The sequence below is a fragment of the Bacillus sp. JJ783 genome (assembly GCF_036963225.1).
In the GTDB taxonomy this organism is placed as follows: domain Bacteria; phylum Bacillota; class Bacilli; order Bacillales; family Bacillaceae_G; genus Bacillus_A; species Bacillus_A cereus_U.
This window is the reverse complement of sequence record NZ_JBALMG010000041.1, coordinates 1-26,216: the sequence shown is the minus strand read 5'-3', so window position 1 is coordinate 26,216 and position 26,216 is coordinate 1. Positions and strand designations below refer to the sequence as shown.

Below are 26,216 nucleotides of genomic sequence, written 5' to 3'. Positions count from 1 at the left end.
ACTAGCATTTCGCTAGTTCTAACATATCATTTACTTTTTAAACATTCCACCAACGTTTGGTCCGATATTTGGTCCAAATGGTGATACATTCGGTCCTGGTCCAAATGGTGATACGTTCGGTCCTGGACCAAATGGTGATATTTGATGACCGTGGTGATGACCGTGGTGATGACCATGACCACATGGTCCACATCCACCGCCAAATCCACCAACAGATCCGCCGCCAAATCCACCAACAAATCCTGGATCACCAGGATCTACAACGTTTACGTTCGAGTTTGTTTGTGGGAAGAAGTTTTGATTTTTAATTTGTTGATGATGTACGTGTGTTGTATGCGTTGGGAAAATGTGTGGCACCACCGTTGTTGAAAAAGAATGTGTTACGCACTGTTTTGCCGGATGAATGACAGGAGCAGTTGTACAAATAGGTCCTACAGGCTTATGCCCTCCAAAGCAAGGATGACAATGATGCATAGTTTTTTCTCTCCTCTCTCATTAAAAAAATCTGACTACACTTTACAATATGAGCGAGGGGGTAAAGCCGCTTGTTATATATACCCATTTATTTCATGGAAATTTGTCTAGTATCCAATTTCATACGTAATACCTATTATAGACAACCCCCTACTATTATTTACCAAAAAAGCCCCCGACTTGCTTAACAATCCCTGTTACTTGATTCATCGCGTTCATCATTTGTCCAGCTGTGTTCATCATTTTATTTACATCGTAGTTACCATCTGATGATTTAAATTGTGAAACAAAACTAGAAAACTGACTTGGTTGCTGTTGCTGTTGCTTTTGTTTATTCATCGTTGGATATGGTTGTTTTGGTGGATAAAACATAGCTTGTTGATTTACATATTGAGCTGGTGACATGTAGTTTTGTGAATTCATATACGCTTCCTGTGGTTGATTCGTATACATTTGCTGTGGCTGACTCATATGCGCTTGTTGTGGTTGATTCATATATGCTTGCTGCGATTGATTCATATGCGCTTGCTGTGGTTGATTCATATGCGCTTGCTGCTGATTCCCAAACGACACTTCAAATGGTTGATAATAATTTTGGTTTCCATAATGAGGCTCGAAAGGATACATATTATATCGTAAATATGTATCCTCATTATATTGGTACATATTTTGCTGTGCATATGGATTTGTTTGCTGATATACATTAGGTTGTTGAAACATGCATTCTCTCCTCCTTCGCATAAGTTTCTACATATAGAATATGTACCTATAAAATAAAATGTGTGACGGAGTATCTGTCTGTTTTTGTCGGAAGTTTAAATTTTTAAAAAAATTAGAAAGTAAACCCTTCCATGCTATGATAATAAGGAAGAAGATTCTCATTGGGGAGGAATCAACATGGTATTAGGGGATTTAAAACAAGCGTTTTCTCAAAAAAAGGGGTATTACACAGAAAATTCGAATGAACTGTTAGACTTTGCGAGACATTGTTATCTTGAAGGAAAAGTATGCATATCAGATTACCGAACATTAATACGAGAATTAGAAATAAACGGTGCAACAAAACCTACAACAGTGACAGAGGCATAAAAAAACAAGAGGGTTTTCCCTCTTGTTACTTACATTGATCTACGATATTTTGCAAAGTATACGAAATAGCTTGATGAGTTTCAAAGAAACGTTTACCTTTTCCCTTATTAACAAAACATTGTAGCACATTAGTTTGTAAATTATCATACACTTGATCAATTTGTTGTACATGTATATACTTAGGTCGTTCTTCCTTTATCCACCTATAAGCTAATTCTTTCCACATCTCTAACTCCGCATCTACAATATCAACAAATGGCTTCATATCCTTATAAAAATCATATTCAGCCATTTCTCTTTTTTTCACATTCGCTTCATCATTATACTGCATTAACTTCTCCGAGGACTGGATTAATGCTTCATATCCCATTTTATTCCCACCTTATTATGCACTCACTACGACGTTTTGAAATGTCTTTACCCAGCTCCCTTTTTCTTCGTGATGCACTAATTTATTTTCCATATGTTCTATATGCATTTCTGTTATTTCTATCTTATTGCATATTTTTTCACCTTTACCCTTTAATGCATGATTCATTCTAATCCCAATATTCATTTCCAGCAAATCGAGAGAACTTAACATTTGATCCATTTTTTTCATAACATCTTCCTTCTGAACCATCGCCATATTTAAAACGCCCCCTTCTTTGCCTTTCCTTTGTCATGTAATTTCGCCGATTGATTGATTACTCCTTCTCACATGACAAAACTAGTTGATATTCGTCAAAGAAATCATTTAGTATGCCATTTTTAGAAATGGTAACAATACAAAAAGGAGGTGTATTACGATGGCAAAAAATAAAAACGAAAAAAAGAAAAAGCAAAACAAACAACAAAACAAACCTGAGACTGGTAATCCAAAGCTTGATGGTCCAAATTTCCCCGCTACATAAAGTGAAACTTTAATCAGCCCGACTCCCACCTAANNNNTTTGAGGTGGGAGTTTTACTGCCCGCTATTTTCTAGTCTAACTTTACCTCTTCGCTTTCGATAAGTGTTGAAGCTAAAGTCGTACTGCAAGCAAATAGCGGATTAGAAAGTAATTTGTTGTAGAGCATATTACTTTTAATAAAGAAGCCCCGCCTTCATTTAGGAAGGCGGGACTTCTTTATTATATCATGAACTCATCTATTCTTTTAACAAAACTACTTAATATAGAAAGAGTATGTATTTGCTCCCTCTTCTTTCTATACCATTCTGTTATATTAATTTCCCCCTTAGGTTTTTCAAGTAAAAATAAAGAATCTATTTCCAATCCTTCACTAAACCAATCTTTTTCTATTAATTTTTCATGAATGACAATAGAATACACATCCCTAAGAGCGGGCGTACCTGATTTTCTAATCCCCTTTATATTACATTCATAATCCATCCTTGATCCTGTATGCCTAGTTTGCACTGCAAATTTATAAAAAGAAGCCTTATACTTTGAATGAAATAATAACCAAGCTAATTGCTTCCCCAGTTCTATACGTTTTTGCAACGTTTCAAATTGATAAACTGAAAATCCATACATTCCCCCTTCCACCATTGGAAAAATAACTGCACTAACGTGAAATATTTCTTGAAATTTGAATAGTGCAGTATCAAATACATGTTTTTGAAAATATGCATTCTCAATTACTGGTTTTTGAATTTTATTTTGTTCATTAATAATAAGTGCCGTCATAAGCCTATTTATATCTTTTTTCCCCCAAAACGCGATCCATTCTTTTTCCATAAAAATTGATATGTTGAAAAATTGTAACAAATGAAAGAGCGGCGCACATCTCTTTTTACTTTCCTCATACAGTAATAGTTGAGGAAATGCATCCAAGAAAATGAGCCAATTGGCTTTCTCATACAAATGAAATAATCGTCTCTTAACTGTTTGAGATAAAAGATTAGAATAATATTCTCCTTCTAAGTCTGTCATGTTCCATCCCCCATTCCTTGAAACCATGCTTGCTAAAAAAGACCATCTAATTTCTCTATTTCTCAAATAATATTCTTGGTAAGATTGTGTACGTGAAATATTATCTACGTTAGCTACATCCGTTCTCTCCTTAATATTAAGAACTATAGCTTTTTCCTCTTCTGTACAAAAAATATCATTACGGCTCTGTTTAATTTTTTCGTAATCATTCCATCGAAACATGAGTAAGTCACCATACCTTTCTTGAAAAAGGTCACATCTTTTTTCATTTTTTGATATAATCACCTTTGTAAGTAAATCTTATCAAGTTGGGAGTGGACAAAATATGACCATTCGTTACCCAAATGGAAAAAGGTACGATCAAGCTTCACAACCTCATAAAACACCAATAAAAAAACATACTTACAGTAATAGAGGTATGTCCCTTGAAGAGGAATTGAATGAAACCAATCAATATTACTTAACCCATAATATTGCATGCGTACATAAAAAACCTACACCTCTTCAAATTGTAAAAGTAGATTACCCCGCTCGAAGTGCTGCAGTGGTAAAAGAAGCGTATTTCAAACAACCTTCTACAACAGATTACAACGGTGTATACAAAGGGAAATATATCGATTTTGAAGCGAAAGAAACTAAAAATAAAACCAGTTTTCCACTTCAAAACTTCCACCTTCATCAAATTGAACATATGAAGCAAGTAGTCGCTCATAATGGAATTGCATTTGTTATTATTAAATTTACACTTTTTGATGAATTTTATTTATTAGATGCAAAACATATTATTGCATTTTGGGATCGTCAAAATACTGGTGGACGTAAATCGATTACAAAACAAGAAATAGAAGAGCATGGGTCTTTATTATCATGCGGTTATCACCCTCGAATTGATTATATCCGCGTACTAGACACGGTTTATTTTTCGTGATAGAGTCATCACTAAGGCTCTTTTTTCGACTTTTGGGGGAGAGAATGAAAGGTAGGAGAAAGTATAATGTCAGATAATTATCGTTCTCGTACAGAACGAAATCATGTAAAAAATCAAACGAAAGAAACTCATAAAGAAGAAAAGCCAAAGAAAAAAGGTTCCTTTTTCAAGAAATTCCTTATAGGTTGTCTACTTCTTGGTATCGTCGGCCTCGTAGCTGGCGTTTCGGCTTTCTTTGTTATGGTAAAGGACGCTCCGAAATTAGACAAATCAAAACTTGTCAATCCTTTATCAACAAAATTCCTTGATAAAAACGGGAATTTCTTCTATGAATACGGTGCTGAAAAACGAACCCACGTTACTTACGATCAAATTCCCAAAGTAATTGAAAGTGCATTCCTTGCGACTGAGGATGCTCGCTTCTATGAGCATGATGGAATTGATTTTAGACGTACTGGAATGGCAATTATGGAAAATGTCACTGGTGGCTTTGGCTCACAAGGTGGTAGTACGATTACACAGCAAGTAGTTAAAAACTATTTTCTAACGATGGACAAAACTGCAAAGAGAAAAGTGCAGGAATGGTACTTATCTTATAAGTTAGAGCAACAGTACTCAAAACATGAAATTTTAGAAATGTACTTAAATAAGATTAACTTAGGTAATCGCTCTTATGGTATTTCAACAGCTGCCAAAAAATATTACGGCAAAGATTTAAAAGACATACAACTACACGAAGCTGCAATGCTCGCTGGTTTACCCCAAGGTCCTAATATTTATGATCCAACAAAACCAGATAACGTTGATAGAGCAACGAAACGTCGTAATATCGTATTAACATTAATGAACCGACACGGGTATATAACGAAACAAGAAATGAATGATGCAATGCAAATCCCTGTAACACAAGGACTTCTTCCATCTTCAGAAGTAACTGAAATGAAATACCAAGCATTTTTAGATGCAGTTGTAAAAGAAGTTGAAAAAGAAATTCCTGATATAAATATCGGTTCGGACGGTTTAACGATCCAAACGACTCTTGATCTTGATGCTCAAGACTATGCTGATAAAATAATGGATGGGAATCTCATCAAGTATCCAAACGATCAATTCCAAGGATCATTCGTATTTATGGATACTCAGTCTGGAGAAGTTCGAGCAATCGGCGCTGGTCGTAAAGAAAGTAAATCTACTTTCAAAGGTCATAATATGGCAATCGATTTAAAACGCCAAGTAGGTTCAACAATGAAGCCAATTTTCGACTATGGTCCAGCAATAGAAAACCTACAATGGTCTACGTATCATCAATTAAACGACTCAGAGTATACGTATTCCAACGGTAAAAAAATACGAAATGCAACAAATAGTTATAAAGGTGACGTTTCACTTCGTGAAGCATTGAAAAAATCATTAAATATTCCTGCTTTAAAGACAGCTCAAGCAGTTGGCCTCAATAAGTCACAAGAATTTGCTCAAGGCTTAGGAATGACATTTAAAGAGGGCAAGGTATATGAATCTACTGCAATTGGTAGTAATGACAGCTCTCCATTAGAAGTAGCTGGTGCATATGCAGCATTCGGAAATGACGGTGTTTATAATAAACCTCACTTCGTAAAAGAAGTTATCTTCCCGGATGGGAAAAAGAAAAACTTTAAGCCGAAAGAACAACGTGCGATGCATGACCATACGGCCTACATGATTACTGATGTTCTTCGCGACGTAGTAAAACCTGGCTCTGGCGGTACAGGTCCGACAGCGTATGTTCCAGGAGTAGACGTAGCAGGTAAAACAGGAACACAAAACTTTGATGAGTCTGTTATTAAAAAATACGGTATTCCAGCAGATGCCAACAGAGATAGTTGGTTCGCAGGATATACACCACAATATACAATGGCTGTATGGACCGGTTATGAAAAAGATAGCCCAGAAAATTACATTGGAGATCGTTCTACTAGAATTGCTCAGCAAATGTTCCAAACAATGATGAGCAAATTTGCTACGGATAAATCTCGTTTCGAGCGCCCTTCTTCTGTACAAGAATTAAATGGAGAACTGTACATTAAAGGCGCGAAAAAAGATGCAGTTAAAGAAATTAAAGTAGATTCGCCAAGCGGCCTTAATGTCGCTTTCGATGGCGCTAGCACAGTTACACTAAATTGGTCTGGACCATCAGAGGTTGATGCGTATGCTGCAAGCTATAAAGCTACTGACGGTAGTAGTGGTAGCTTATCAGTAAGCGGTACGACAGCTACTCTTGGTGGTATTAAACCAGGTGTTACTTACAGCTTCTCTGTAGTAGCGAAAAAAGGTACTGGAACAAGTCCAGCAGTCGGTGCATCCTTTACCGCTCCTGGAGGAACTCCAGACGCGAAAAAAGCTGAGGAAGAGGCTAAGAAGAAAGCTGAAGACGAAGCTCAGAAAAAGGCTGCAGAAGATAAATTAAAACAAGACGAAGCTCAGAAAAAAGCTGCAGAAGATAAATTAAAACAAGACGAAGCTCAGAAAAAGGCTGCAGAAGATAAATTAAAACAAGACGAAGCTCAAAAGAAAGCTGCAGAAGAACAGCGTAAGCAGCAAGAAGAGGCTCAGAAAAAAACTGAAGAAGAGGCTAGAAAAAAAGCTGAAGACGAAGCTAAAAAGAAAGCTGAAGACGAAGCTAAAAAGAAAGCTGAAGAAGAGCGTAAACAACAGGAACAACAGAATCACCAACAAGAACAACAGAATCACGGCGGAGATACTACTCCGCACGCAGATGGAAATGTTGTTACAACAGAATCATAATAAAAAGAAGTCCATTTCTCCTAATGAGAAATGGACTTCTTTTTTGTTATGATTTTCTTCGCATATAGCTTTTCTATTTCGATATACAACTGCGCTAATTGAATATATGAATGGTAATTACTCGGTTTCTTTATAATAAATGAATATCGCTCCATAAAATTAACAGGTTGTACTTCCAATTTATTTGTATTTACTTGCATCTCATTCAAACTATAAACAGGCTGCTCATTTAACCAATATATAACCGATAGAACGTGAGCTGCAAAAAGAATCATCGGACCCTCAGCTTCTTGTTTTTTTCTGTTCCGAAATAGTGTAGCAATCTCTTCATGCTTGCTTTTCCATATATTTAACACCGCTGGAATACTTGTTTCAATTTCATTCCATGGCTCATATTGTCTTTCAATATCAAATATAAAGTAAGTATTTTGTATTATTTCTTCAAAAGATTGGTCTGTGCGATACGTAATCGAATTTGCACTCTCTTTAAAAAATGGTACGCACCGAAACTCTTTCGGTATTTCTATAACTCGCTCCACCCTTTATTTCCCCTTCATTCGTTTCTTTCCTTCGCGACATATTTCTAGTAATCGGCACTCTTCACATTGTGGTCGCTGCGCCTTACAGTAATAACGTCCAAAGAAAATCATACGGTGGTGTGTAACTCCCCACTCATCCATTGGAATTTTCTTCATCAATGTCTTTTCCACTTCTAACACAGAATCTTTCCATCTACAAATTGCTAAGCGTTTACTTACTCTCTCTACATGCGTATCAACAGCAATCGCTGGAATTCCAAATGCTACCGAAACAACTACATTCGCTGTCTTTCTCCCTACTCCTGGTAATTTCGTTAACTCGTCACGGTCTTCTGGAACTTTCCCGTTGTAATCATCTAGCAACATCTGGCACAATTTTTGAATATTTTTCGCCTTATTTCTAAACAATCCAATGGAACGTATATCTTGTTGTAATTCTTCTAAAGACACACTTAAATAATCTTCTGGTGTTTTATATTTTTGAAATAAGTTTTTCGTCACTTTATTCACAAGCACATCTGTGCATTGTGCAGATAATGCCACTGCGATTACCAGTTCAAATGGATTATCATGAATTAATTCACAATGCGCTTCTGGATACATATCCGCCATTGTATCTAGACAATAACGAATTTGCGTTTTGTTCAACATATCTTTCCTCCTACACTACTGCTCCAACCAATTATAAAAAGGCACTTTCCCAGTAAATTTCGTCTCTTGTTTTGTCGTTTGTTGTGTGCGTTGTTGATTCGCTCTAAATTTCTGGCCTTGATTTTGCGCTTGATCTACCGTTTTAATTCCGTTCTTTTTCCACTCAAACAAAATACGATCAATATACCGGAAATTAAGTTTACCACTCATAACAGCTTCACGAAGAGCCGCTTGAATTAAATTCGGATGGTGTTGATCTTGATCTTCCCACATCCCTAATGTTTCACATTCAAATGGCGAAAGTGGTCTTCCGAATTCTTTTTCAAATACTGTATATAAATTTACTTGAATTTGTTTTTGTTCTTTTTGCTCTTCCTCTATAGATTCATTCATTAAAAAGTGCAATATTTTTTCCCACAGTGGTTGTAAAGAATAACTTTCACACATCATCGCTTCAGATCTTTGTCCACCTTCTAGCGCTAAAAAACCTTTTTGGATTAATGTCTGAATCACTTCCATACATTTCATTTCTGTTATCGTCATCCGCTCTGAAATCTCTGAAGGAGTCGGGAACGAATTACCTGATTCTAAAAATGTGTGTACATGAAGTACCACCATAAATTCCGTTTCATTTAAGCCTAGCTTTTTATAATGCATCATAAGCAATTTAGGAATTGCTATGCTTCCCTGTTCAAACCATTGTAACATCATTTTCTTTTTCATCACCAAACACCTCGTTCTCTAGTATAACACACCTTCAGCCATTTCTTTTTGCCACAATTCGTCAAAAAAACCTCCCTATATATAGGGAGGTTACTTGCCATTTACTACAAAAGACAGAAGATTACGCCTGTACTTTGCTTTTCATGAACGTATGAATTCGTTCTAATGCTTTCTCTACTTGTTCAAGAGATGTCGCATACGATAATCGAACGTTATTTGGTGCACCAAATCCTGTACCAGGAACAAGAGCTACTTTTTCCTCTTCTAATAATGCTTTTGCCCACTCATCAACTGTATCATACCCAGCTAACGCTACGGCTTCTTTTACATTTGGGAATAAGTAAAAAGCACCTTGTGGTTTGATACAAGTGAAACCAGGGATTTGAATTAATTTATCATAAATAATGTTCAATCTTTCTTCAAACGCTTGACGCATTGTTTCTACAGGTTCTTGTGAGCCTGCATACGCAGCAATTGCACCGTATTGAGCAATTGAAGTAGGGTTTGACGTACTATGACTCGCTAAGTTCGTCATCGCTTTAATAAGCTGCTTATTTCCTGCTGCATATCCAATGCGCCATCCTGTCATAGAATGTGATTTAGATACACCATTAATAATAAGTGTTTGTTCTTTTAATGCATTAGAAAGCTGGGCAATTGAAGTATATTCTGCAGCACTATAAATTAATTTTTCATAAATTTCATCTGAAACGATTAAGATATTATGTTCTAAACACACTTCTCCAAGCTGTTGTAATTCTTCTTTGCTGTAAATCATTCCTGTTGGATTGCTCGGTGAATTAATAATAACTGCTTTCGTTTTCTCTGTAATTGCCCCACGCAGCTGCTTTGCTGTAATTTTGTACTCATTACCTTCTAGACCTTCTACATAAACTGGGTTACCACCAGCGAGTTTTACTTGTTCAGGATAACTTACCCAGTAAGGAGTTGGGATGATAACTTCATCTCCTTCATCAAGTAACACTTGGAATAATGTATATAATGCATGCTTGGCACCATTACATACAATAATTTCAGATGGATCATACGCAATTCCTTGATCGCGAGTAAATTTCTTCACAATTTCTTGTTTTAACGCTTGTAATCCACCTGTTGGTGTATACTTCGTATGTCCTTCTAACATCGCTTTATGCGCGGCATCCATAATATGTTCTGGTGTATTAAAGTCAGGTTCCCCTGCCCCTAACGCGATTACATCATGACCTTCTGCTTTTAATGCTTGTGCCTTTGCTGTAATTTCTAAAGTTGAAGACGGTGTTAAAGCAGCTACTCGCTTTGCTAATTTCATTTGTAGTTCCCCCTACATCTATTTTTCAATGCTGTAGTGTCCAGCATATGCACCATTTTGAACTTCTAGATAATAATACGTATAACGATCTTCCTGATCAATATATGTAATTTCCCACAACGGAATATCGTTTTCAGCACCTAATTTTACTTTTACAATTTGTTTTGGCTTCGGCTTAGGTTCAGCACCTTCTCCAGTCGCCTGTTCAGCCAATTTTTGCAAAGCTTCTTTTTCAGAAATACCTTCACTCTTTTTCTTCACAAGGACATTTCCTTTTTTATCAGGCACCCAAACAATAATTTGTTCTCCTTTTTCATCTGCACCTTGCACGACTGTATATGAAGATTTTCCGTTATAATAATCAACAGCATTTACCTTTGTAAGCTTTGCCTTTTCTTTCGCAATTTCTACAGACTTTGACTCTTTTGGAATTTTCTTTTCCATCGCTTTATTATAAACATACGCCCCATATATTCCGCTAGCAACGATAACGATAATGATTGCAAAGATCCACTTTTTCATTGTATCACTACGTTCTGTAAATCGTAAATACAGCTATTTCTTTATCTTTTTCGTCTAATGCTAATCCGAACATGAGGTCCTGCTCTTTTAACGTACGATTCAAGCTATCAACAATTTTATACAAGTCAGACGAATATTTAATACGCGTCGTTGATAGGACTTCGATTTTCTTATCCATGAAAAAACTCCTCCGTTACACAAAAATTTCTAATTATAGAAGAACGCAATGCGGTTACAATAAGAGTACATTCTTTACAACCCCTGCTTCATCACCCATCTATTATAGCAGGACATGTACAGCAAAAAAAGGTTTCAAATCGAAAAGCAATATATTTTGTATACAAGAAGTAAGAAAAATAAAATTCCTCCTACCCACATTTTTTACGCCTGAAGTTTAAGTGTACTTCAGGCGTATTTTTCTTCCAATTTTATTTATTTGGTCGTTCCTTTAATTGCTCTAACAATTCTTCTAAAGGTCCTTCATAGAGCGGGACGGTTGGGATTGATTGTAAAAAACGTTTTCCATAGGAAGAACTTGTCAAACGGCGATCTAGTACAAATACCGTTCCCGTATCTGTATTTGTTCTAATAAGACGACCAAATCCTTGTTTGAAACGTAATATCGCTTGCGGGAGCGCTAACTTAGCGAATACGTCTTCTCCTTGATTTTTTAGCCACTCTCCTTTTGCTTCCATCATCGGCTGATTAGGAGGCGTAAAGGGCAGACGGACAATGACAAGGCAACTCAGAGCATCTCCAGGTATATCTATCCCTTCCCAAAAACTACTTGTTCCTAACAAAATCGATTTGTCGAACTCTTGAAATTTACGAATGAGGCGACTTCGGCTCTTATTATTCACACTTTGTGTTAATAATAAATATCCTTCTAATGAATCATCACTTTTCAAATTCGTATACGCTTCTTTCAACATTTCATACGAAGTAAATAAAACAAGCATTCTACCTTTTGTAGCTTTCGCTATTTTCGCAATATGTGCCGATACAGATTCAATATATTCCTCATTACTTGCTTGCTTGATAAAAGGCACATCAGTTGAAACCATTAATTTCATTTGTTCTTCAAAACGAAATGGTGATGGAACCTTTAATGTATTGGGCGCAAAATCATGCAAACCTAGCTCCTCTTTTATATAGTCGAATGAATCACTAACTGTTAACGTTGCTGATGTGAAAATAACACTCTTTTTTTCTGTTAAAAATTCATCAGCAAATCTTTCACTAATATGAACAGGCTGCGCATATAAAACTGTTGAATGAATCGTTCCCTTCGTTTCAGTCTCCATCCATGTCACGTATGAATTTTTTTCTAAAATGAGTAATTGTAAAGATTGTACCATCTTTCTCAACAACTCAATTAAGTGCATAAATTCACCTGTAACAACATGCATCTCCCATTCTAATTTACTTTGCAATATATCAACTTGCTTCTCAAGTGTAGTCACTAATTTTCTTACATCATATACAAAACGATTTGTTAACTCGGTAATGCTATCCCATAACTTACCTGTCTCTACTTCCGTGTTATATCGATAAATGAGCGGCATATTGCTCATCCCTTGTTCCTGCTTTGTTTGTTTAAATATGAAAGCACGTAACATTTGGAATAGTTCATCTGCATCAAATTTAAGTTCCTTCAAACTATGACTCACCATACGGAAAGTCGAACGAGAAGCTTGCTCTGATTTTTTCATCATTTTATATACTTTGGAAAGCACATCATCTGTTTCTAGCGTACCAAGACGAGATAAAGCTAATTGAAAATACATACATGAGAACTGTTCACCGAATGTTCTACTCGCCGCTTCCTCGATATGATGAGCTTCATCAAAAATAATATGTTCACATGAAGCAAACAGTGGTTCTTCACTTGAAAAATCTTGAAATAATAACGCATGATTTGTAATAACAATATCTGCAAACAATGCTTTATTCTTCGCTCGCTGATAAAAACAACGACTAAACCAGTTACTTTGCATCCCGCCTGGACTATATGCATCACTACAAATACGGTTCCAAAGTAACTTTCCGCCCTCAGGAATATTTAATTCATCACGATCGCCGGTTTCCGTTTGCAATAACCATACTAAAATTTTTGCCTTTGTGAGCGCCATATCATAATTTTTCTCTTCTTCTTGCAAAGCATATTCAAATTTATGTAGACAAAGATAATGCTTTCTTCCTTTCAGAAGAGCCACTTCAAATGAAAATGGCATTATTTTCTGTAATAATGGAATTTCTTTTTCTAGTATTTGTTGTTGCAATTGTACAGTTTGTGTACTTATAATGACAGGTTCTTCTTTTTTCTTTGCGAAATAAATACTTGGAAGTAAATACGCAAGCGTCTTCCCCGTACCTGTTCCTGCTTCGATCAGTGAAAACCTAGAATCTCTTAGCGCTGTATATATTTCCTTCATCATAATTTGTTGGCTTTCTCTTTTTTCAAACCTTGGCATATTCAATTCAAGTTTATCCATTGCCTTATGTAAGAAAGCATCAAATTTAGATGCGCATGTTTCACTGAGGCCTAAAGAATAATTCCGCTTTCGAATCGCAATATTTCGATACACTTCATACTCCTCTGCCCTTTCTTTACCATGCATCATTTTCTTTAAAATATTTTCAGAAAGTACATCAGCTATATCACTTTGGAAAACATCACTTAATTCATAAAGCGATTGTAATGTGACAAGTGGTAACTTTTCAATTTCACTTAAAAATTGTAAAAACAACTCCGCTGTTGCAAGAGCATCACTATCCGCACGATGTGGTTGATCGTGCTCTAGTTCATGCTGCTTAGCTAAATCACGTAATTTATAACTATCAGCTGTCGGCAAAAGAATTTGCGCCAATTCAACTGTATCAATTTTAGGACAATGTACTTCTGTATATCCAGCCTGCCTTAATTCTTCATTTAAAAAATTCCAATCAAAGTGAACGTTATGTGCAACAAACGCCGCACCTTGTAATAGCTCAACAATCATCGGGGCTACATCTCGAAATAACGGGGCTTGTTTTACAAGATCTTCATCAATCCCAGTTAATTCTGTAATAAATAGGGGAATCTCTCTCTTCGGATTAATAAAAGATGAAAAAATCTCTAATATCTCTCCATCTTCCACTACAACAGCTGCAATTTGGGTGATTTTATCCTTCCCATCCTTCCAGGAGTTCCCTGTCGTCTCTAAATCAACAACGACATAACGCTTACTCATATATGTAACACCTCAATTTCTTACCTATCAAACACAAAAATTATATAATGTTACTATACCACGTTTTACCTCATCTTAATGAAAAGATGCACAAAAAAGCTATCTCCTTAATTAGAGATAGCCTTCCTACTTATAATATCGTGCCAGCTTTTTCAGCACCTAACATTTCAATAATTTGATTATCATCGTCTAATACTGCAATTTTCGGCTCTTGTTTATGAATATTTTCTTCTGCCACTAAACCATAGCAAATAATAATAATTTTATCACCCGGTTGTACAAGTCTTGCAGCTGCACCATTTAAACACACAACACCGCTACCGCGCTCTCCTTTAATAACATATGTCTCTAAGCGAGCTCCATTGTTGTTATTTACAATTTGTACTTTTTCATTTTCTACAATATTTACCGCATCCATTAAATCTTCATCAATTGTAATACTACCTACATAATTTAAATTTGCTTCTGTTACAGTTGCGCGATGTAACTTCGCTCTCATCATTGTGCGAAACATAGATGCTCCCCCTTATTTCCCCATTAATGTTATATTGTCAATTAATCGTACATGTTCAAACTTAACTGCAATCGCTAAAATGATTCTTCCTTCAATTTTATCTATTGCTTTTAATGAAGGATATGCATATAAATCAGCATAATCTACAGTGCCTTTCGTATACTTCTCAATATGCTCTTTCACAAGATTCATAATGATTTCTGGATTACGTTCGCCTGCCTCAATTCGTTCTTTCGCTATACATAGACTGCGGTATAAATGAGGAGCCTCTTCGCGTTCTTCTAGTGATAAATACACATTACGAGAACTTTTCGCTAATCCATCTTCTTCCCTTACAATATCAACTGGTACGATCGTAACGGGAATATTAAAATCAGTTACGAATCCTTCAATTACAGCTACTTGCTGTGCATCTTTCATACCGAAATAAGCACGCGTTGGCAATGTAATATTAAATAGTTTCATTAATACAGTCCCAACACCAGCGAAATGACCAGGTCTTTGTTTACCACATAGTACGTCGGTACGCTTCACAACTTCTACTGTTGTCGTTTGTTCTGCTGGATACATCTCTTCTACACTCGGATAAAATAAATAATCAACACCATTTTCTTTTGCTACATTTTCATCTCTATCAATATCACGTGGGTATCGATCTAAATCTTCATTTGGTCCAAATTGTAGTGGATTTACAAATACACTTAACACTACAATTTCATTTTTTTCCCTTGCCTTACGTAGTAACGTAGCATGCCCTTCGTGTAAATACCCCATCGTTGGAACAAAACCGATACTTTTTCCACTTGTACGAAGTTCGTTTGTAATTTGCTGCATCTCTTGCACTGTAGTTATGATTTTCATTATTGTTTTCCTCCGTATAACGCTAAGCATTCTTCCTCTTTCATTGTGAATGAATGTTTTTCTTCAGGAAATTGCCCTGTCTTTACTTCAGTAACGTATTGCGAAATCCCTCGCACAATCTCCTCTTGAACAGACGTATATTGCTTCACAAATTTCGGAACACGATTTACGCCGTACGAGATAAGATCATGATATACAAGAACTTGCCCATCTACTTTTTGTCCTGCTCCAATTCCGATTGTAGGAATTGTTAACTGCTCTGAAATAAGTTCTGCTAATTGCATTGGCACACACTCTAACACAAGTGCTATCGCACCAGCTTCCTCACATTTCTTTGCATCTTCTATTAATTTTTTTGCACTTTCAGCATCTTTCCCTTGTACTTTATACCCACCTAACACTCCTACAGATTGAGGAGTTAAACCTAAATGCGCCACAACGGGAATTCCCGCATTCGTTAAGTAGTGAATAGTTGATATAACTTCTCCAGCACCTTCTACCTTTAATGCATGTGCCCCGCTCTCTTGAACAATGCGACGTGCATTAACCATCGTATCTTGCAATGAGACATGATAAGACATAAATGGCATATCAGTTACAATAAACGTCTCTTTCGCTCCGCGGCGTACAGCTTTCGTATGATGAATCATATCCTCTACAGTTACTGGAACTGTTGAATCATACCCAAGTACAACCATTCCTAGAGAATCACCCACTAAAATCATATCGACTTTAGCTTCTTCTGCTAATTTAGCAGATGGATAATCATACGCCGTTAGCATTGTAATCGGCTCACCTTGCTCTTTCATTTTCAAAAAATCTGTTTTTGTTTTCAAAAACTACTCCTCCTTTATGCAGGAGAGAGGAGATGGCCGAAATCATATAAAAAACCCCTCTGGCCATAAAAGGGCAGAAGGGTTGTGTGTTAGTCGGCATTATTCATCCCTCTGTCCCAGTCCGTTATTGGATCAAGGCAGAATCCAAATTATTATTTTTTCATACTGCGTGAAATAATGGTGCAGTTCGCTTTGATACTGCCCATATTCGAACTAATTATAGCAAAATCTGAAAAGGAATTGCTACATTTTTTCGAAAAAATAATTTTCTATCCCTATTACGGTATGTGAAATTTATTAGTATCTAAATAACAAAAAGAAGCTCCAAAATAGGAACTTCTTTTACTTAATTTCTATATCAGCAGAATGAATGTGGTGCACTTGTCCTTGATGATCCTCAAGTAACAATACACCATCCTCCGTAATCCCTTTTGCTAGCCCATTAATAGTTTCCTTCATCGTTCGAGCTGTAATTTCTTTTCCGATACTTACTGCGTAACTTTCCCAAAGAATTTTAATAACAGAGAAGCCATTTTTTAAATACTCTTCATACAATTTCTCTAGTTGCAAGAAAATTTGTTGCATAAGTTCCGCACGAACAATCGGCTTATCCGATTCAATTGCTAATGAAGTTGCAATTTGCTGAATTTCCTCATCAAAATGTTCTTGTTTCTGATTTGCATTAATGCCAATCCCCATAATAACAGCATTAATTTTATCTGGATCAGCTTGCATCTCTGTTAATATACCGACAGCTTTTTTACCTTGAATTAAAATATCATTTGGCCATTTAATCCCTACGTTTACACCGGTACATTTTTCAATTGCTTGCGCTACGCTAACAGCTGCTAATAAAGTAAGCTGTGGTGCATGATGAACTGGAATAGATGGACGCAAAATAATACTCATCCAAATTCCTGTTCCTTTTGGAGAATACCATTTTCTACTTAAACGTCCTCTACCTGCTGTTTGTTCTTCAGCAACGACAATTGTTCCCTCTTCTGCGCCTTCATAAGCAAGTCTCGCTGCAATATGCTGAGTAGATTCAACCGATTCTTCAAAATAAACCGTTCTACCGATACGCTCTGTTTGTAATCCTAATTGAATCTCATTAGCAGTTACTTTATCTGGTTTACTAGCAATTCGATACCCTAAGCGGCGTACAGCTTCTAGTTCATACCCTTCATTACGAAGGTCCTCCATATGCTTCCATACAGCGGTTCTCGAACAGCCAAGTTTGTCACTAAGTGTTTGACCAGATACAAATGCACCATCTGCTTCAGAAAAAACTTGTAATAACTGCTTTCTTATAGTAGATTGCATCTTTGTAGCCACTCCCTTATATTCTCTTTCTTATTAACTAAATCTCCTTGTACGATTGCTTCTTCAATATTTTGAAGCATTTCGGCAACCCACGGACCTGGCTTTTTATCTGCCCAGCTTAATAAATCATTACCAGTCACATTCATTTCTTGACGATTTTTTATCGGCAATGCATGAAATAATGATTGTACTTGCTTAACAGACGCACTATTATAACTTTCTATTATCGCTTCATATACTCTTTCCGCCATCTCAGCGATGCGAATTCCAGTTTTATAAAGAAGGATTGTATCCCACTCCTTCTCCTTTCTAGAACGAATTGCTAATAAAACCGCTACGATATCTTTAATCTTTTTATTCGAGAACTTCCATTGACGTAAAAAGACAGATGGATGCTCTTCTCCGATACAATATAAGAAAAATGCCCACGCCTCAACGTCTGTTTCGAAAGAATCCCATTTATACTGCGTAGCTTTCAAGAGTCTTTCTTCTGACATTTGCAAATATGGCAGATGAGAAAATAGCTTCGTTTCTACTAACTCTTGAAGACCATTCACACAATATGTACCGGTCAACAATTTTTCAAATTCAACTGTAATTCTTTCAATCGCTATATGTTCGAGCAAATGCCCATACGTTTCAATTGCTTGTTTCGTCTTTATTTCCAAAGAGAAACCTAACGTACTTACGAACCGAATACCACGCATCATTCGCAGTGCATCTTCTTGAAAACGGTCTGCAGCATCTCCAACCGTTGTAATTTCCTTCAGACGAATCGCTTCTTTCCCAGCAAATAAATCAACCATTTCGCCTTCCTCTGTCATTGCAATTGCATTCATCGTGAAATCACGTCGTTTTAAATCCTCTTCTAATGAACGGACAAATTGAACACTACTAGGTCTCCGAAAATCTTCATATTCGCTTTCTGTTCGAAAAGTAGTTACCTCATACGGTTCACCATTTTCTACAACAATTACAGTTCCATGCTCAAGACCAACCGGAACATGTCTTGGGAAAATAGCCATTACTTCTTCTGGTAAAGCAGATGTTGCGATATCGATATCTCCAATCGGTCTATCGATAATAAGATCGCGTACACTTCCACCAACGAAGTAAGCCTCATGTCCGTGCTGTTTTAATATCTCAATAATTGAACTAGCTTTTTTAAATCTTTCCATTCTTGTCATCCCTTAGTATGTCATAATAAATCGCCTCATACTGTGAAACGATTTTTTCCGAACGAAACTGCTCATATACAGATTTCATCGCTCGCTCTCCCATATTACGGTGAAGTTCTTCATTTTCTAGTAGTTGAATTGCTTGCTTAGCTATTCCATCTGTATCTCCAACTTCACATATATATCCTGTCTCACCATGTTGAATGACCTCTGGAATGCCCCCAACCCTCGTTCCGATACTAGGCACACCACACGCCATCGCTTCTAATATAACGAGACCAAAACTTTCCTTTTCTGATAAAAGTAGCATTAAATCACTCATCGCAAGAAGCTCTGCAACATTATCTTGCTTTCCTAGGAATAAGACACGTTCCTCAATATGTAAACTTTTCACCAATTGTAAAATAGTACAGAACTCTGGTCCATCACCAACAAGAAGCAATTTCGCATCTACTTCCTTTACAATTTTGGCAAATGACTGCACAACATCTTGTACACGCTTAACCTTTCGGAAATTTGAAATATGGATCAACACTTTTTCATTTTCTCGTATACCATATTCTTTTTTTAATTGAGACATATCACGCTTGAAATAAACACGTTCGTCTACAAAATTGTATACCGTCTCAATTTCTTTATCTGGTTTTACAAGTTCATTCGTTTCTTCAATTAACGAATGTGACACAGCTGTAACAACATCAGATTGTTCAATACCAAAGCGAATTAAATTATTTAACGAAGGGTCGGAACCTAACACAGTAATATCAGTTCCATGTAAGGTTGTAACAATTTTAATACGCTCCCCAATCATTTGTTTTGCTAAATATGCACAAATAGCATGAGGGATTGCATAATGCACATGTAAAATATCAAGGTTTTCTCTTTGAGCAACCTCTGCCATTTTACTCGCTAATGCTAAATCGTAAGGTGGATATTGAAAAACAGAATATTGATTTACTGTTACTTCGTGAAAATAAATGTTCGGGTACACTTTATTCAACCGAAATGGTACACCCGATGTAATAAAATGAATTTCATGTCCGCGTTCCGCCAATTGCTTTCCTAACTCTGTCCCAACAACCCCAGAACCACCTACAGAAGGATAACATGTAATACCTATTTTCAATTTCATTTACATCCCCCTATTAAATCAGCATGTAATAAAACCGGCTTCTTACTCATAAATCCTTCGGCATACAGCACTCCAACTTCTTTCCCAAACATCTTCTCCCGAGCGATTACAGTTTCAACGTATCCTTCGGTTAATGGCGTCTTAACACCATCACTCCCTGTTGAAAACTGACTTTCATACGCTTCTAACGCTTCCACCTTTTTAGAAAGGTATTCACTAATATCTATACAAAAATTCGGTTTATGAAAACCATTAATTATATAATTATAAAAAGACTCTACACGGTGCGGCGGAAGTTCAGGCATATATTTACGAATTCCCGCTGAAAAGATAGCTTCTTCCACAAGTTTCGCGCAATTAGCATGGTCTGGATGACGATCTTCGTAATATGGTGCGAAAATTAGTGTTGGTTTATATGTACGAATAATCTTTACAATTTCACGTATATACTCTTCTTTCATATACAAACCACGGTCTGGCATCGCTAAATTAATTCTCGTTTTTACTCCCATAATACGAGCTGCAGCCTTTGCTTCTTCTTTTCTCAGTTCTACCGTTCCATTTGAAGAAAGATCAGCTTCTGTTAAATCGCAAATGCCTATTTCATAGCCTTGCTTCGTATACTTTGCAATGGTACCTGCCATGCCAATTTCCACATCATCGGCATGAGCACCAAACGCTAATATATGTAATCCACTCATAATTGTTCCCCTCATTTTCTTAACTTTCGGTAATCTAAATCTCCCCGCTCTAATGCATGCATTAGCATTTCAGCACTTGCCATATTCGTTGCTAGTGGGATGGCGTATACATCACATAAACGAAGTAACGCATTGACATCAGGTTCATGCGGCTGCGCTGTTAGTGGGTCCCGGAAAAAAATCACCATATCCATCTCATTTTTTGCAATCATTGCACCAATTTCTTGATCGCCACCAAGAGGACCAGATTGATATCTTGTTACAACTAAACCAGTTGCCTCCATAATACGAAGTCCTGTCGTTCCTGTTGCAAAAAGTTCATGTTTTTCAAAGATTGGTTTATATGCGTACGCGAACGAAACCATATCATCTTTCTTTTTGTCATGTGCGATTAAGGCAATTTTCATCCGTTGTCTCCCCTTTAGTCGATAATGTTTTCTAAACCATACACAAGATGATCAAGGTTCATTACTGTTTCAATTGATAGTTTTACACCTGACATAAATGATGCACGGTTGAATGAATCATGACGAACTGTTAACATTTGTCCATCTCCGCCGAACATTACTTCTTGGTGTGCAATAAGCCCTGGTAGACGTACGCTATGAATGTGAATACCATCCACATTTGCACCACGTGCTCCTTCTAATTGTTCCGTTTCATTAGGGTGTCCTTGCTCTTTTGGTACACGATTTTGACGGATTAATTCTACTGTTTTTACAGCTGTACCAGATGGTGCGTCTAATTTTTGATCATGGTGTAATTCAATTACTTCAACATCTTGGAAGTACTTTGCTGCCATTTGTGAAAATTTCATCATAAGAACTGCACCAATTGCAAAGTTTGGAGCGATAATTGTTCCTACTTCTTTTTCTTTTGCATTTTCTGTTAATTGCTTTAGTTCTTCTTCAGTAAATCCAGTTGTACCAATAACAGATCGAAGTCCACGTTCAACTGCAAGTGTCACATGTTTCTTTCCAACTTCTGGTGTTGTTAAATCTAACAATACATCTGCTTCTACTTCATCTAAACAAGTATGTAAATCCGCATAAATAGGTGCATCTAGCGCTGGCATTCCAGGTAAATCAGCGATTTTCTCTCCGCCATGCTTATAATCAATTGCTGCTACTAAATTGAAATGTTCTGTTCTTTCCATTAAAAGGACTGCTTCCTGTCCCATACGTCCTCTTGGTCCAGCGATGATTACTTTAATTTCTTTCATGCTTCTTTCTCTCCCTCATCAATACGTGTCCAGCGATCTTTATCACGTGTATTAAATTTATTCATTACAATGTTATGCGCTGTTTCTAAATCAATATTTAAACTATTTGCCATACAAATCATAACAAATAACACATCTCCAAGCTCTTCCTCAATACTTCGTTCTATCTCAGTCGTTTTCTTCGGCTTCTCACCATAGTAATGGTTAACCTCTCTTGCAAGCTCTCCCATTTCTTCAGTTAAACGGGCCATCATTGCAAGTGGACTAAAATAACCTTCTTTAAATTGACCGATATATGCATCTACTTCCTTCTGCATATCTTTCATCGTTTTTGCTTCCATACTAGTCACCTCTATTCCTTCCTCTTTCATGTTAGCCAATTCATCGCGATTTGACAAATATTATTCTCTCATATCCCTATTTACGACTCTTTTTTGGATAGACTATAATAAAGTGAAACTTTCTTTTGCAATGTTTTTCTGCAAAAGATTAGTTGAACCAATCGGGTCCCTACGGCTGGTTCGCCCTTTTCTTCTTTGCTTTTCCCTCTACCAGCCGTTGGGACGGGGTAAAGTGAAACTTCTTTTGCAATGTTTTTCTGCAAAAGATTAGCCTGAACCAATCGGGCTCTTACGGCTAGTTTGCTCTGTCTTCTCTGCTTTATCTCCTACCAGCCGTTTGAGCGGGGTAAAGTGAAACTTCTTTTGCGTGATTTTTGCAAAAGGTCAGCCTGAACTAATTAGGCCCTTATACTATTCTCTATTTTTACTAGCAACTAGAAATAACTTATTATTATGTCTTACCGTTTAAGCGGAGCAATTCCAATCATTACATAACTAGGGGGATTTCTATATGAAAGCAAACTTGAAGATTCGAAATATCATTTTCATTTTAATCGGTTCCGCTATTTTTTCTTTCGGCATTGTAAATATCAATATTGAAAACCATCTTGCAGAGGGTGGGTTTACCGGTATTACACTATTATTATATTTTCTATTTTCGCTTGACCCTTCCTATACAAACTTAATTTTAAATATCCCTATATTTTTTATTGGCTGGAAGTTACTCGGCCGAACAACATTTTTATATACATTAATCGGTACATTTAGCGTCTCTTTATTCCTATGGATTTTCCAACGCTACGAAGTACTCAACTTACATTTAAACTTGCAAAATGATATGACACTGGCTGCTTTATTCGCTGGGGCATTTATCGGTATAGGACTTGGAATTATATTTAAATACGGCGGGACTACTGGCGGTGTTGATATTATCGCAAGACTAGCTCACAAATATGTTGGCTGGAGTATGGGAAAAACGATGTTTATGTTTGATGCCATCGTTATCATTGTCTCTATTCTTACATATTTATCATATCGTGAAGGCATGTATACGTTAGTTGCTGTATTTATCGGGGCTAAGGTTATTGATTTTATGCAAGAAGGAGCTTATTCAGCAAAAGGAGCAACTATTATTTCTGATAAAAATGATGAAATTGCTTCAAAAATTTTATCAGAAATGGAGCGCGGAGCAACCTTTTTAAAAGCAGTTGGATCCTATACAAAAGTTGAACGAAATGTACTATATTGTGTTGTTGCAAAAAACGAAATCGTGAAATTAAAAAATATCATTACTTCTGTAGACCCTCACGCCTTTGTCGCTGTAAGTGATGTACACGATGTTGTTGGCGAAGGATTTACATTAGATGAAAATAAAAATCCGTTACATAATTAAATTCAACTAGAAAAGCTCTTTAGCTTTTCTAGTTTTTTATTACATATCTTTTCAGTTTCTCCAAATCCTCATAAATGAGCTCCAATAAACTACGATTATAAAAAATTGAAGCTGGATGAAAAGTAGGAAATATATTATATTCTTTTTCAGTCCATATAAATTCTGTACCGCTACTATCTTTCAATTGTTGCACAGGTTGCTTTAACAATTCGCCATGAACATCCGTAATTTTATTATTTTTACCAACTAAACGCTGTAATGCAATATTACCAAGTGTAACAATAACAGGCGGCTGTATAAGTTCCAACTCATAATCTAACAAAGGTGCATGGGCAAGTATTTCTCCTTGATTTGGCGTTCTATTATACCTTTTCTGTATTATTTCGCCATTTCGTTCCCTTTTCTCTCTCCATTTATAAGGTCTACTCCGCACCGCACTCGTAATATATACTTCTTCCCTTGTAACGTGAATACGTTCTAAAAACTCCATTAAATGCTTTCCTGCTCTCCCGCTAAACGGAATCCCATTATGAATTTCTGTTTCACCAGGTGCTTCTCCAACAAGCATTAATTTCGGATTTCTAGGGCCCTGTCCACTTAAAAAACCTTCTAATTGGTATGTAGCACTTCGCTCCCTCACTTGTTTAACTAAATGATCTGGATATTCTATGTCTGTCACCTTCTTTCATCATTCCATACTTATCTTTATTTTAATTAGTTCTATACCCCATATTCTCTCTATTATTTCCATTTGTAACATATTATAAGATTCAATCCACAAAACAAAAAAAGACTATCATAATTGATAGTCTTTAATCGTCGCTACGCTGCATACCAGTATAAATTAATACGAGACGTAATAATTCAAATACTGCTACAGCAGCTGCTGCTACATATGTTAATGCTGCCGCATTTAATACTTTACGAGCTTGACCGTACTCATCTGTCGATACGATACCAAGTGCTTCAATTTGTTGCATTGCACGTTTTGATGCATCAAACTCAACTGGTAATGTAACAAGTTGGAAAATAACACCTGCTGCCATTAAAATAATTCCTAGTAACAACAAACCAGACATTTGTGCAAATACACCAATTAGGACAAAAACCCATGACATGTTTGAACCAAAATTAGCAACTGGCACTAACGAATGGCGTACACGCATGAAGTTATAATCTTTCGCATCTTGAATTGCGTGTCCTACTTCATGTGCTGCTACAGCTGTACCAGCAACTGAATGACCATAGTAGTTATCTGTCGATAATCTAACCGTCTTTACACGCGGGTCATAATGATCTGACAAATGACCTGGCGTTTCTTCTACAGCTACATTGTACAATCCATTTTCATCTAAAATTTTCCGAGCCACTTCCGCTCCTGTCATACCTGATGTTGAATAAACTTGTGAATACTTGCTATAGGCACTACGTACTTTGGACTGTGCATACAACGGTATGATCAAAATGATCGCGAAGTAAATTAAATAAAACATCATAAACCTCCATTGAAGTTTTAATTATAGTACTTCTCATTCTATTTTTTTCTTCCACCGTTGTCAATAAATAAACCTTACAATCCGTATCTTTATTTATACGCATTATCTATCTTTAGAATGCAAGTTACTTCTCCGCTTCTCTCTCTCCCCTTTATACTTTCTCCATCCAACATACGTTAAAGTGAACAAAATAAGTCCTCCAGTAATTGTCATAAACCAAATGAGAGAGGGAGCAATCTCATCTTTTTTTACTGTATGAAATATTTTTTGCAAATCACCTTTAATAATCCCTAGTTGCATTTGTCCACCTTTCGTTTTTAACATAACGTTACGAAATTCATCCAAATAAGATAAATGTGCATTTACACGCTGTGCTTCGTTTTCTGGTAGGGCAATCATTAAACTAGGATAAATAATATTAAATTCATTTAAAAGTGTATTTAGCGTCTGTTGGAACTGTCCATCATCGTCTTTTTCCATCGCTTTTTCTACTTGAGAAAAAGCATTCATTATCTTTCTTTCTCTTTCCATCCAAAGTGGCTGATATTTAGATACTTGTGCATCAACAGCAAGTTGTAACGCTAACATATTATCAACTTTAACTTGCCTATCTAAATCTTCCGCGAGAGATTGTTTCGCCTTATCGTATGCTAAAGAAACGACTCTAATTTGTCCCGGAGTTACTTTTGAATTATTTTCATTTTCCTTTGATAGAAACTGCTCTGAGAAATGGTGCAGTACTTGTATTGCCTTATCATCTTCTTTTTTCTTCACTAACTGCAAAGAGTCATCTAGCAATCCAGTTAGTTCACTCCACTCTTCAGCATATATACGTACTGGAAACATTATAATTAGAAATGCTATCAGTCCAATTAATGTTCTCTTCATCCCGGTCCCCCCTATAACTACTAGTACAAAATATGTGGAATTGGACAAGAATAGAACAGAACAAAATCAAAAAATATATTATCTCTATGAAAAGAAAAAAATTCTCTTTAAACAGAGAATTTTTTCTTTGAAACCCTTTTCTTTTTCACTAAATATTTATACACACC

Annotated in this window: 30 protein-coding genes; 5 read left to right on the top strand and 25 right to left on the bottom strand. The window is 36.4% G+C overall.

Translation table 11 applies throughout. The features are described from left to right. Positions 1–30: 30 nt before the first annotated feature. Positions 31–474 (bottom strand): CotD family spore coat protein, encoded by a 444-nt coding sequence (locus V7038_RS09330; RefSeq protein ID WP_335469938.1) that lies wholly within the window; start codon positions 472–474, stop codon positions 31–33. 156 nt (positions 475–630) lie between these two features. Further along, positions 631–1,194, bottom strand: coding sequence for a YppG family protein (locus V7038_RS09325; RefSeq protein WP_335469936.1), 564 nt, complete (start codon positions 1,192–1,194; stop codon positions 631–633). A gap of 177 nt (positions 1,195–1,371) precedes the next feature. Here V7038_RS09325 and V7038_RS09320 point away from each other — a divergent pair, with 177 nt between their 5' ends. After that, positions 1,372–1,563 (top strand): YppF family protein, encoded by a 192-nt coding sequence (locus V7038_RS09320; protein ID WP_002030817.1) that lies wholly within the window; start codon positions 1,372–1,374, stop codon positions 1,561–1,563. 25 nt (positions 1,564–1,588) lie between these two features. Here V7038_RS09320 and V7038_RS09315 read toward each other — a convergent pair whose 3' ends face one another. Both V7038_RS09315 and V7038_RS09310 read right to left on the bottom strand, forming a co-directional pair. After that, complete coding sequence (locus tag V7038_RS09315) at positions 1,589–1,933, bottom strand: YppE family protein (protein WP_002158556.1); 345 nt, start codon at positions 1,931–1,933, stop codon at positions 1,589–1,591. A 15-nt stretch (positions 1,934–1,948) separates the two neighbouring features. Then, the gene (locus V7038_RS09310; protein WP_002158558.1) at positions 1,949–2,191 is read right to left on the bottom strand and encodes a hypothetical protein; all 243 of its coding nucleotides are present in this window, start codon (positions 2,189–2,191) and stop codon (positions 1,949–1,951) included. Positions 2,192–2,309: 118 nt separating this feature from the next. On the opposite strand from V7038_RS09310, the gene V7038_RS09305 reads away from it, so the two are divergent. Next, complete coding sequence (locus V7038_RS09305) at positions 2,310–2,456, top strand: phage portal protein (RefSeq protein WP_306475192.1); 147 nt, start codon at positions 2,310–2,312, stop codon at positions 2,454–2,456. Between the two features lie 218 nt (positions 2,457–2,674). Here V7038_RS09305 and V7038_RS09300 read toward each other — a convergent pair whose 3' ends face one another. Continuing rightward, positions 2,675–3,700 (bottom strand): DUF2515 domain-containing protein, encoded by a 1,026-nt coding sequence (locus V7038_RS09300; protein ID WP_199660034.1) that lies wholly within the window; start codon positions 3,698–3,700, stop codon positions 2,675–2,677. 103 nt (positions 3,701–3,803) lie between these two features. On the opposite strand from V7038_RS09300, the gene recU reads away from it, so the two are divergent. Then, on the top strand, positions 3,804–4,406 hold the full coding sequence (recU, locus tag V7038_RS09295; RefSeq protein WP_199660032.1) for a Holliday junction resolvase RecU: 603 nt from the start codon (positions 3,804–3,806) through the stop codon (positions 4,404–4,406). Positions 4,407–4,472: 66 nt separating this feature from the next. Beyond that, positions 4,473–7,187: a PBP1A family penicillin-binding protein gene (locus V7038_RS09290; protein WP_199660030.1), complete on the top strand. Its 2,715-nt coding sequence runs from the start codon at positions 4,473–4,475 to the stop codon at positions 7,185–7,187. 20 nt (positions 7,188–7,207) lie between these two features. Here V7038_RS09290 and V7038_RS09285 read toward each other — a convergent pair whose 3' ends face one another. The 17 genes from V7038_RS09285 to V7038_RS09205 all read right to left on the bottom strand — a co-directional run bounded on the left by V7038_RS09285 (position 7,208) and on the right by V7038_RS09205 (position 22,272). Further along, positions 7,208–7,726 (bottom strand): YpoC family protein, encoded by a 519-nt coding sequence (locus V7038_RS09285; protein ID WP_199660028.1) that lies wholly within the window; start codon positions 7,724–7,726, stop codon positions 7,208–7,210. Between the two features lie 3 nt (positions 7,727–7,729). Beyond that, positions 7,730–8,377: an endonuclease III gene (gene nth, locus V7038_RS09280; RefSeq protein ID WP_002201120.1), complete on the bottom strand. Its 648-nt coding sequence runs from the start codon at positions 8,375–8,377 to the stop codon at positions 7,730–7,732. Positions 8,378–8,392: 15 nt separating this feature from the next. Next, positions 8,393–9,100, bottom strand: coding sequence for a DNA replication protein DnaD (dnaD, locus tag V7038_RS09275; protein ID WP_000728545.1), 708 nt, complete (start codon positions 9,098–9,100; stop codon positions 8,393–8,395). Positions 9,101–9,221: 121 nt separating this feature from the next. After that, positions 9,222–10,409 (bottom strand): aspartate transaminase AspB, encoded by a 1,188-nt coding sequence (gene aspB, locus V7038_RS09270; RefSeq protein ID WP_199660026.1) that lies wholly within the window; start codon positions 10,407–10,409, stop codon positions 9,222–9,224. 18 nt (positions 10,410–10,427) lie between these two features. Further along, positions 10,428–10,931: a cell wall elongation regulator TseB-like domain-containing protein gene (locus V7038_RS09265; RefSeq protein WP_002158566.1), complete on the bottom strand. Its 504-nt coding sequence runs from the start codon at positions 10,929–10,931 to the stop codon at positions 10,428–10,430. Positions 10,932–10,938: 7 nt separating this feature from the next. Continuing rightward, positions 10,939–11,109, bottom strand: coding sequence for a YpmA family protein (locus V7038_RS09260; protein ID WP_000358351.1), 171 nt, complete (start codon positions 11,107–11,109; stop codon positions 10,939–10,941). A gap of 250 nt (positions 11,110–11,359) precedes the next feature. Continuing rightward, positions 11,360–14,164, bottom strand: coding sequence for an ATP-dependent DNA helicase DinG (dinG, locus tag V7038_RS09255; RefSeq protein ID WP_199660024.1), 2,805 nt, complete (start codon positions 14,162–14,164; stop codon positions 11,360–11,362). Positions 14,165–14,294: 130 nt separating this feature from the next. Further along, entirely contained in the window at positions 14,295–14,678 is a 384-nt protein-coding gene (gene panD / locus V7038_RS09250) for an aspartate 1-decarboxylase (protein ID WP_002201122.1), read from the bottom strand. Between the two features lie 12 nt (positions 14,679–14,690). Then, entirely contained in the window at positions 14,691–15,539 is an 849-nt protein-coding gene (gene panC, locus V7038_RS09245) for a pantoate--beta-alanine ligase (RefSeq protein ID WP_335469932.1), read from the bottom strand. Beyond that, a complete protein-coding gene (gene panB, locus V7038_RS09240; RefSeq protein ID WP_002064539.1) occupies positions 15,539–16,375 on the bottom strand; it encodes a 3-methyl-2-oxobutanoate hydroxymethyltransferase in 837 nt (278 codons plus the stop codon). Before panB ends, panC begins: the two co-directional genes overlap by 1 nt. A gap of 342 nt (positions 16,376–16,717) precedes the next feature. Then, positions 16,718–17,698: a biotin--[acetyl-CoA-carboxylase] ligase gene (locus V7038_RS09235; RefSeq protein WP_002201125.1), complete on the bottom strand. Its 981-nt coding sequence runs from the start codon at positions 17,696–17,698 to the stop codon at positions 16,718–16,720. Continuing rightward, a complete protein-coding gene (locus V7038_RS09230) occupies positions 17,683–18,876 on the bottom strand; it encodes a CCA tRNA nucleotidyltransferase (RefSeq protein WP_002202602.1) in 1,194 nt (397 codons plus the stop codon). The genes V7038_RS09235 and V7038_RS09230 overlap by 16 nt, the downstream gene beginning before the upstream one ends. Beyond that, positions 18,863–20,008 (bottom strand): N-acetyl-alpha-D-glucosaminyl L-malate synthase BshA, encoded by a 1,146-nt coding sequence (bshA, locus tag V7038_RS09225; RefSeq protein WP_002086596.1) that lies wholly within the window; start codon positions 20,006–20,008, stop codon positions 18,863–18,865. The genes V7038_RS09230 and bshA overlap by 14 nt, the downstream gene beginning before the upstream one ends. Continuing rightward, positions 20,005–20,709 carry a bacillithiol biosynthesis deacetylase BshB1 gene (bshB1, locus tag V7038_RS09220; protein ID WP_199660020.1) on the bottom strand — a complete coding sequence of 235 codons (705 nt, stop codon included), beginning with the start codon at positions 20,707–20,709 and terminating at the stop codon, positions 20,005–20,007. Before bshB1 ends, bshA begins: the two co-directional genes overlap by 4 nt. 11 nt (positions 20,710–20,720) lie before the next feature. Continuing rightward, complete coding sequence (mgsA, locus tag V7038_RS09215; protein WP_000684753.1) at positions 20,721–21,116, bottom strand: methylglyoxal synthase; 396 nt, start codon at positions 21,114–21,116, stop codon at positions 20,721–20,723. A gap of 14 nt (positions 21,117–21,130) precedes the next feature. Further along, complete coding sequence (gene dapB, locus V7038_RS09210) at positions 21,131–21,931, bottom strand: dihydrodipicolinate reductase (protein ID WP_002158574.1); 801 nt, start codon at positions 21,929–21,931, stop codon at positions 21,131–21,133. Next, positions 21,928–22,272, bottom strand: coding sequence for a nucleotide pyrophosphohydrolase (locus V7038_RS09205; RefSeq protein WP_002158575.1), 345 nt, complete (start codon positions 22,270–22,272; stop codon positions 21,928–21,930). Before V7038_RS09205 ends, dapB begins: the two co-directional genes overlap by 4 nt. Positions 22,273–22,783: 511 nt before the next feature. Between V7038_RS09205 and V7038_RS09200 the strand changes: the two genes are divergently transcribed. Then, positions 22,784–23,665, top strand: a complete 882-nt coding sequence (locus V7038_RS09200; protein ID WP_199660018.1) for a YitT family protein — start codon at positions 22,784–22,786, stop codon at positions 23,663–23,665. Between the two features lie 28 nt (positions 23,666–23,693). On the opposite strand, the gene V7038_RS09195 is transcribed toward V7038_RS09200, so the two are convergent. The 3 genes from V7038_RS09195 to ypjB all read right to left on the bottom strand — a co-directional run bounded on the left by V7038_RS09195 (position 23,694) and on the right by ypjB (position 26,049). Beyond that, positions 23,694–24,344 (bottom strand): uracil-DNA glycosylase, encoded by a 651-nt coding sequence (locus V7038_RS09195; RefSeq protein ID WP_002201128.1) that lies wholly within the window; start codon positions 24,342–24,344, stop codon positions 23,694–23,696. Positions 24,345–24,477: 133 nt separating this feature from the next. Next, complete coding sequence (locus V7038_RS09190) at positions 24,478–25,158, bottom strand: zinc metallopeptidase (RefSeq protein WP_002086606.1); 681 nt, start codon at positions 25,156–25,158, stop codon at positions 24,478–24,480. 105 nt (positions 25,159–25,263) lie between these two features. Further along, positions 25,264–26,049: a sporulation protein YpjB gene (gene ypjB / locus V7038_RS09185; protein ID WP_002158579.1), complete on the bottom strand. Its 786-nt coding sequence runs from the start codon at positions 26,047–26,049 to the stop codon at positions 25,264–25,266. Positions 26,050–26,216: the final 167 nt, after the last annotated feature.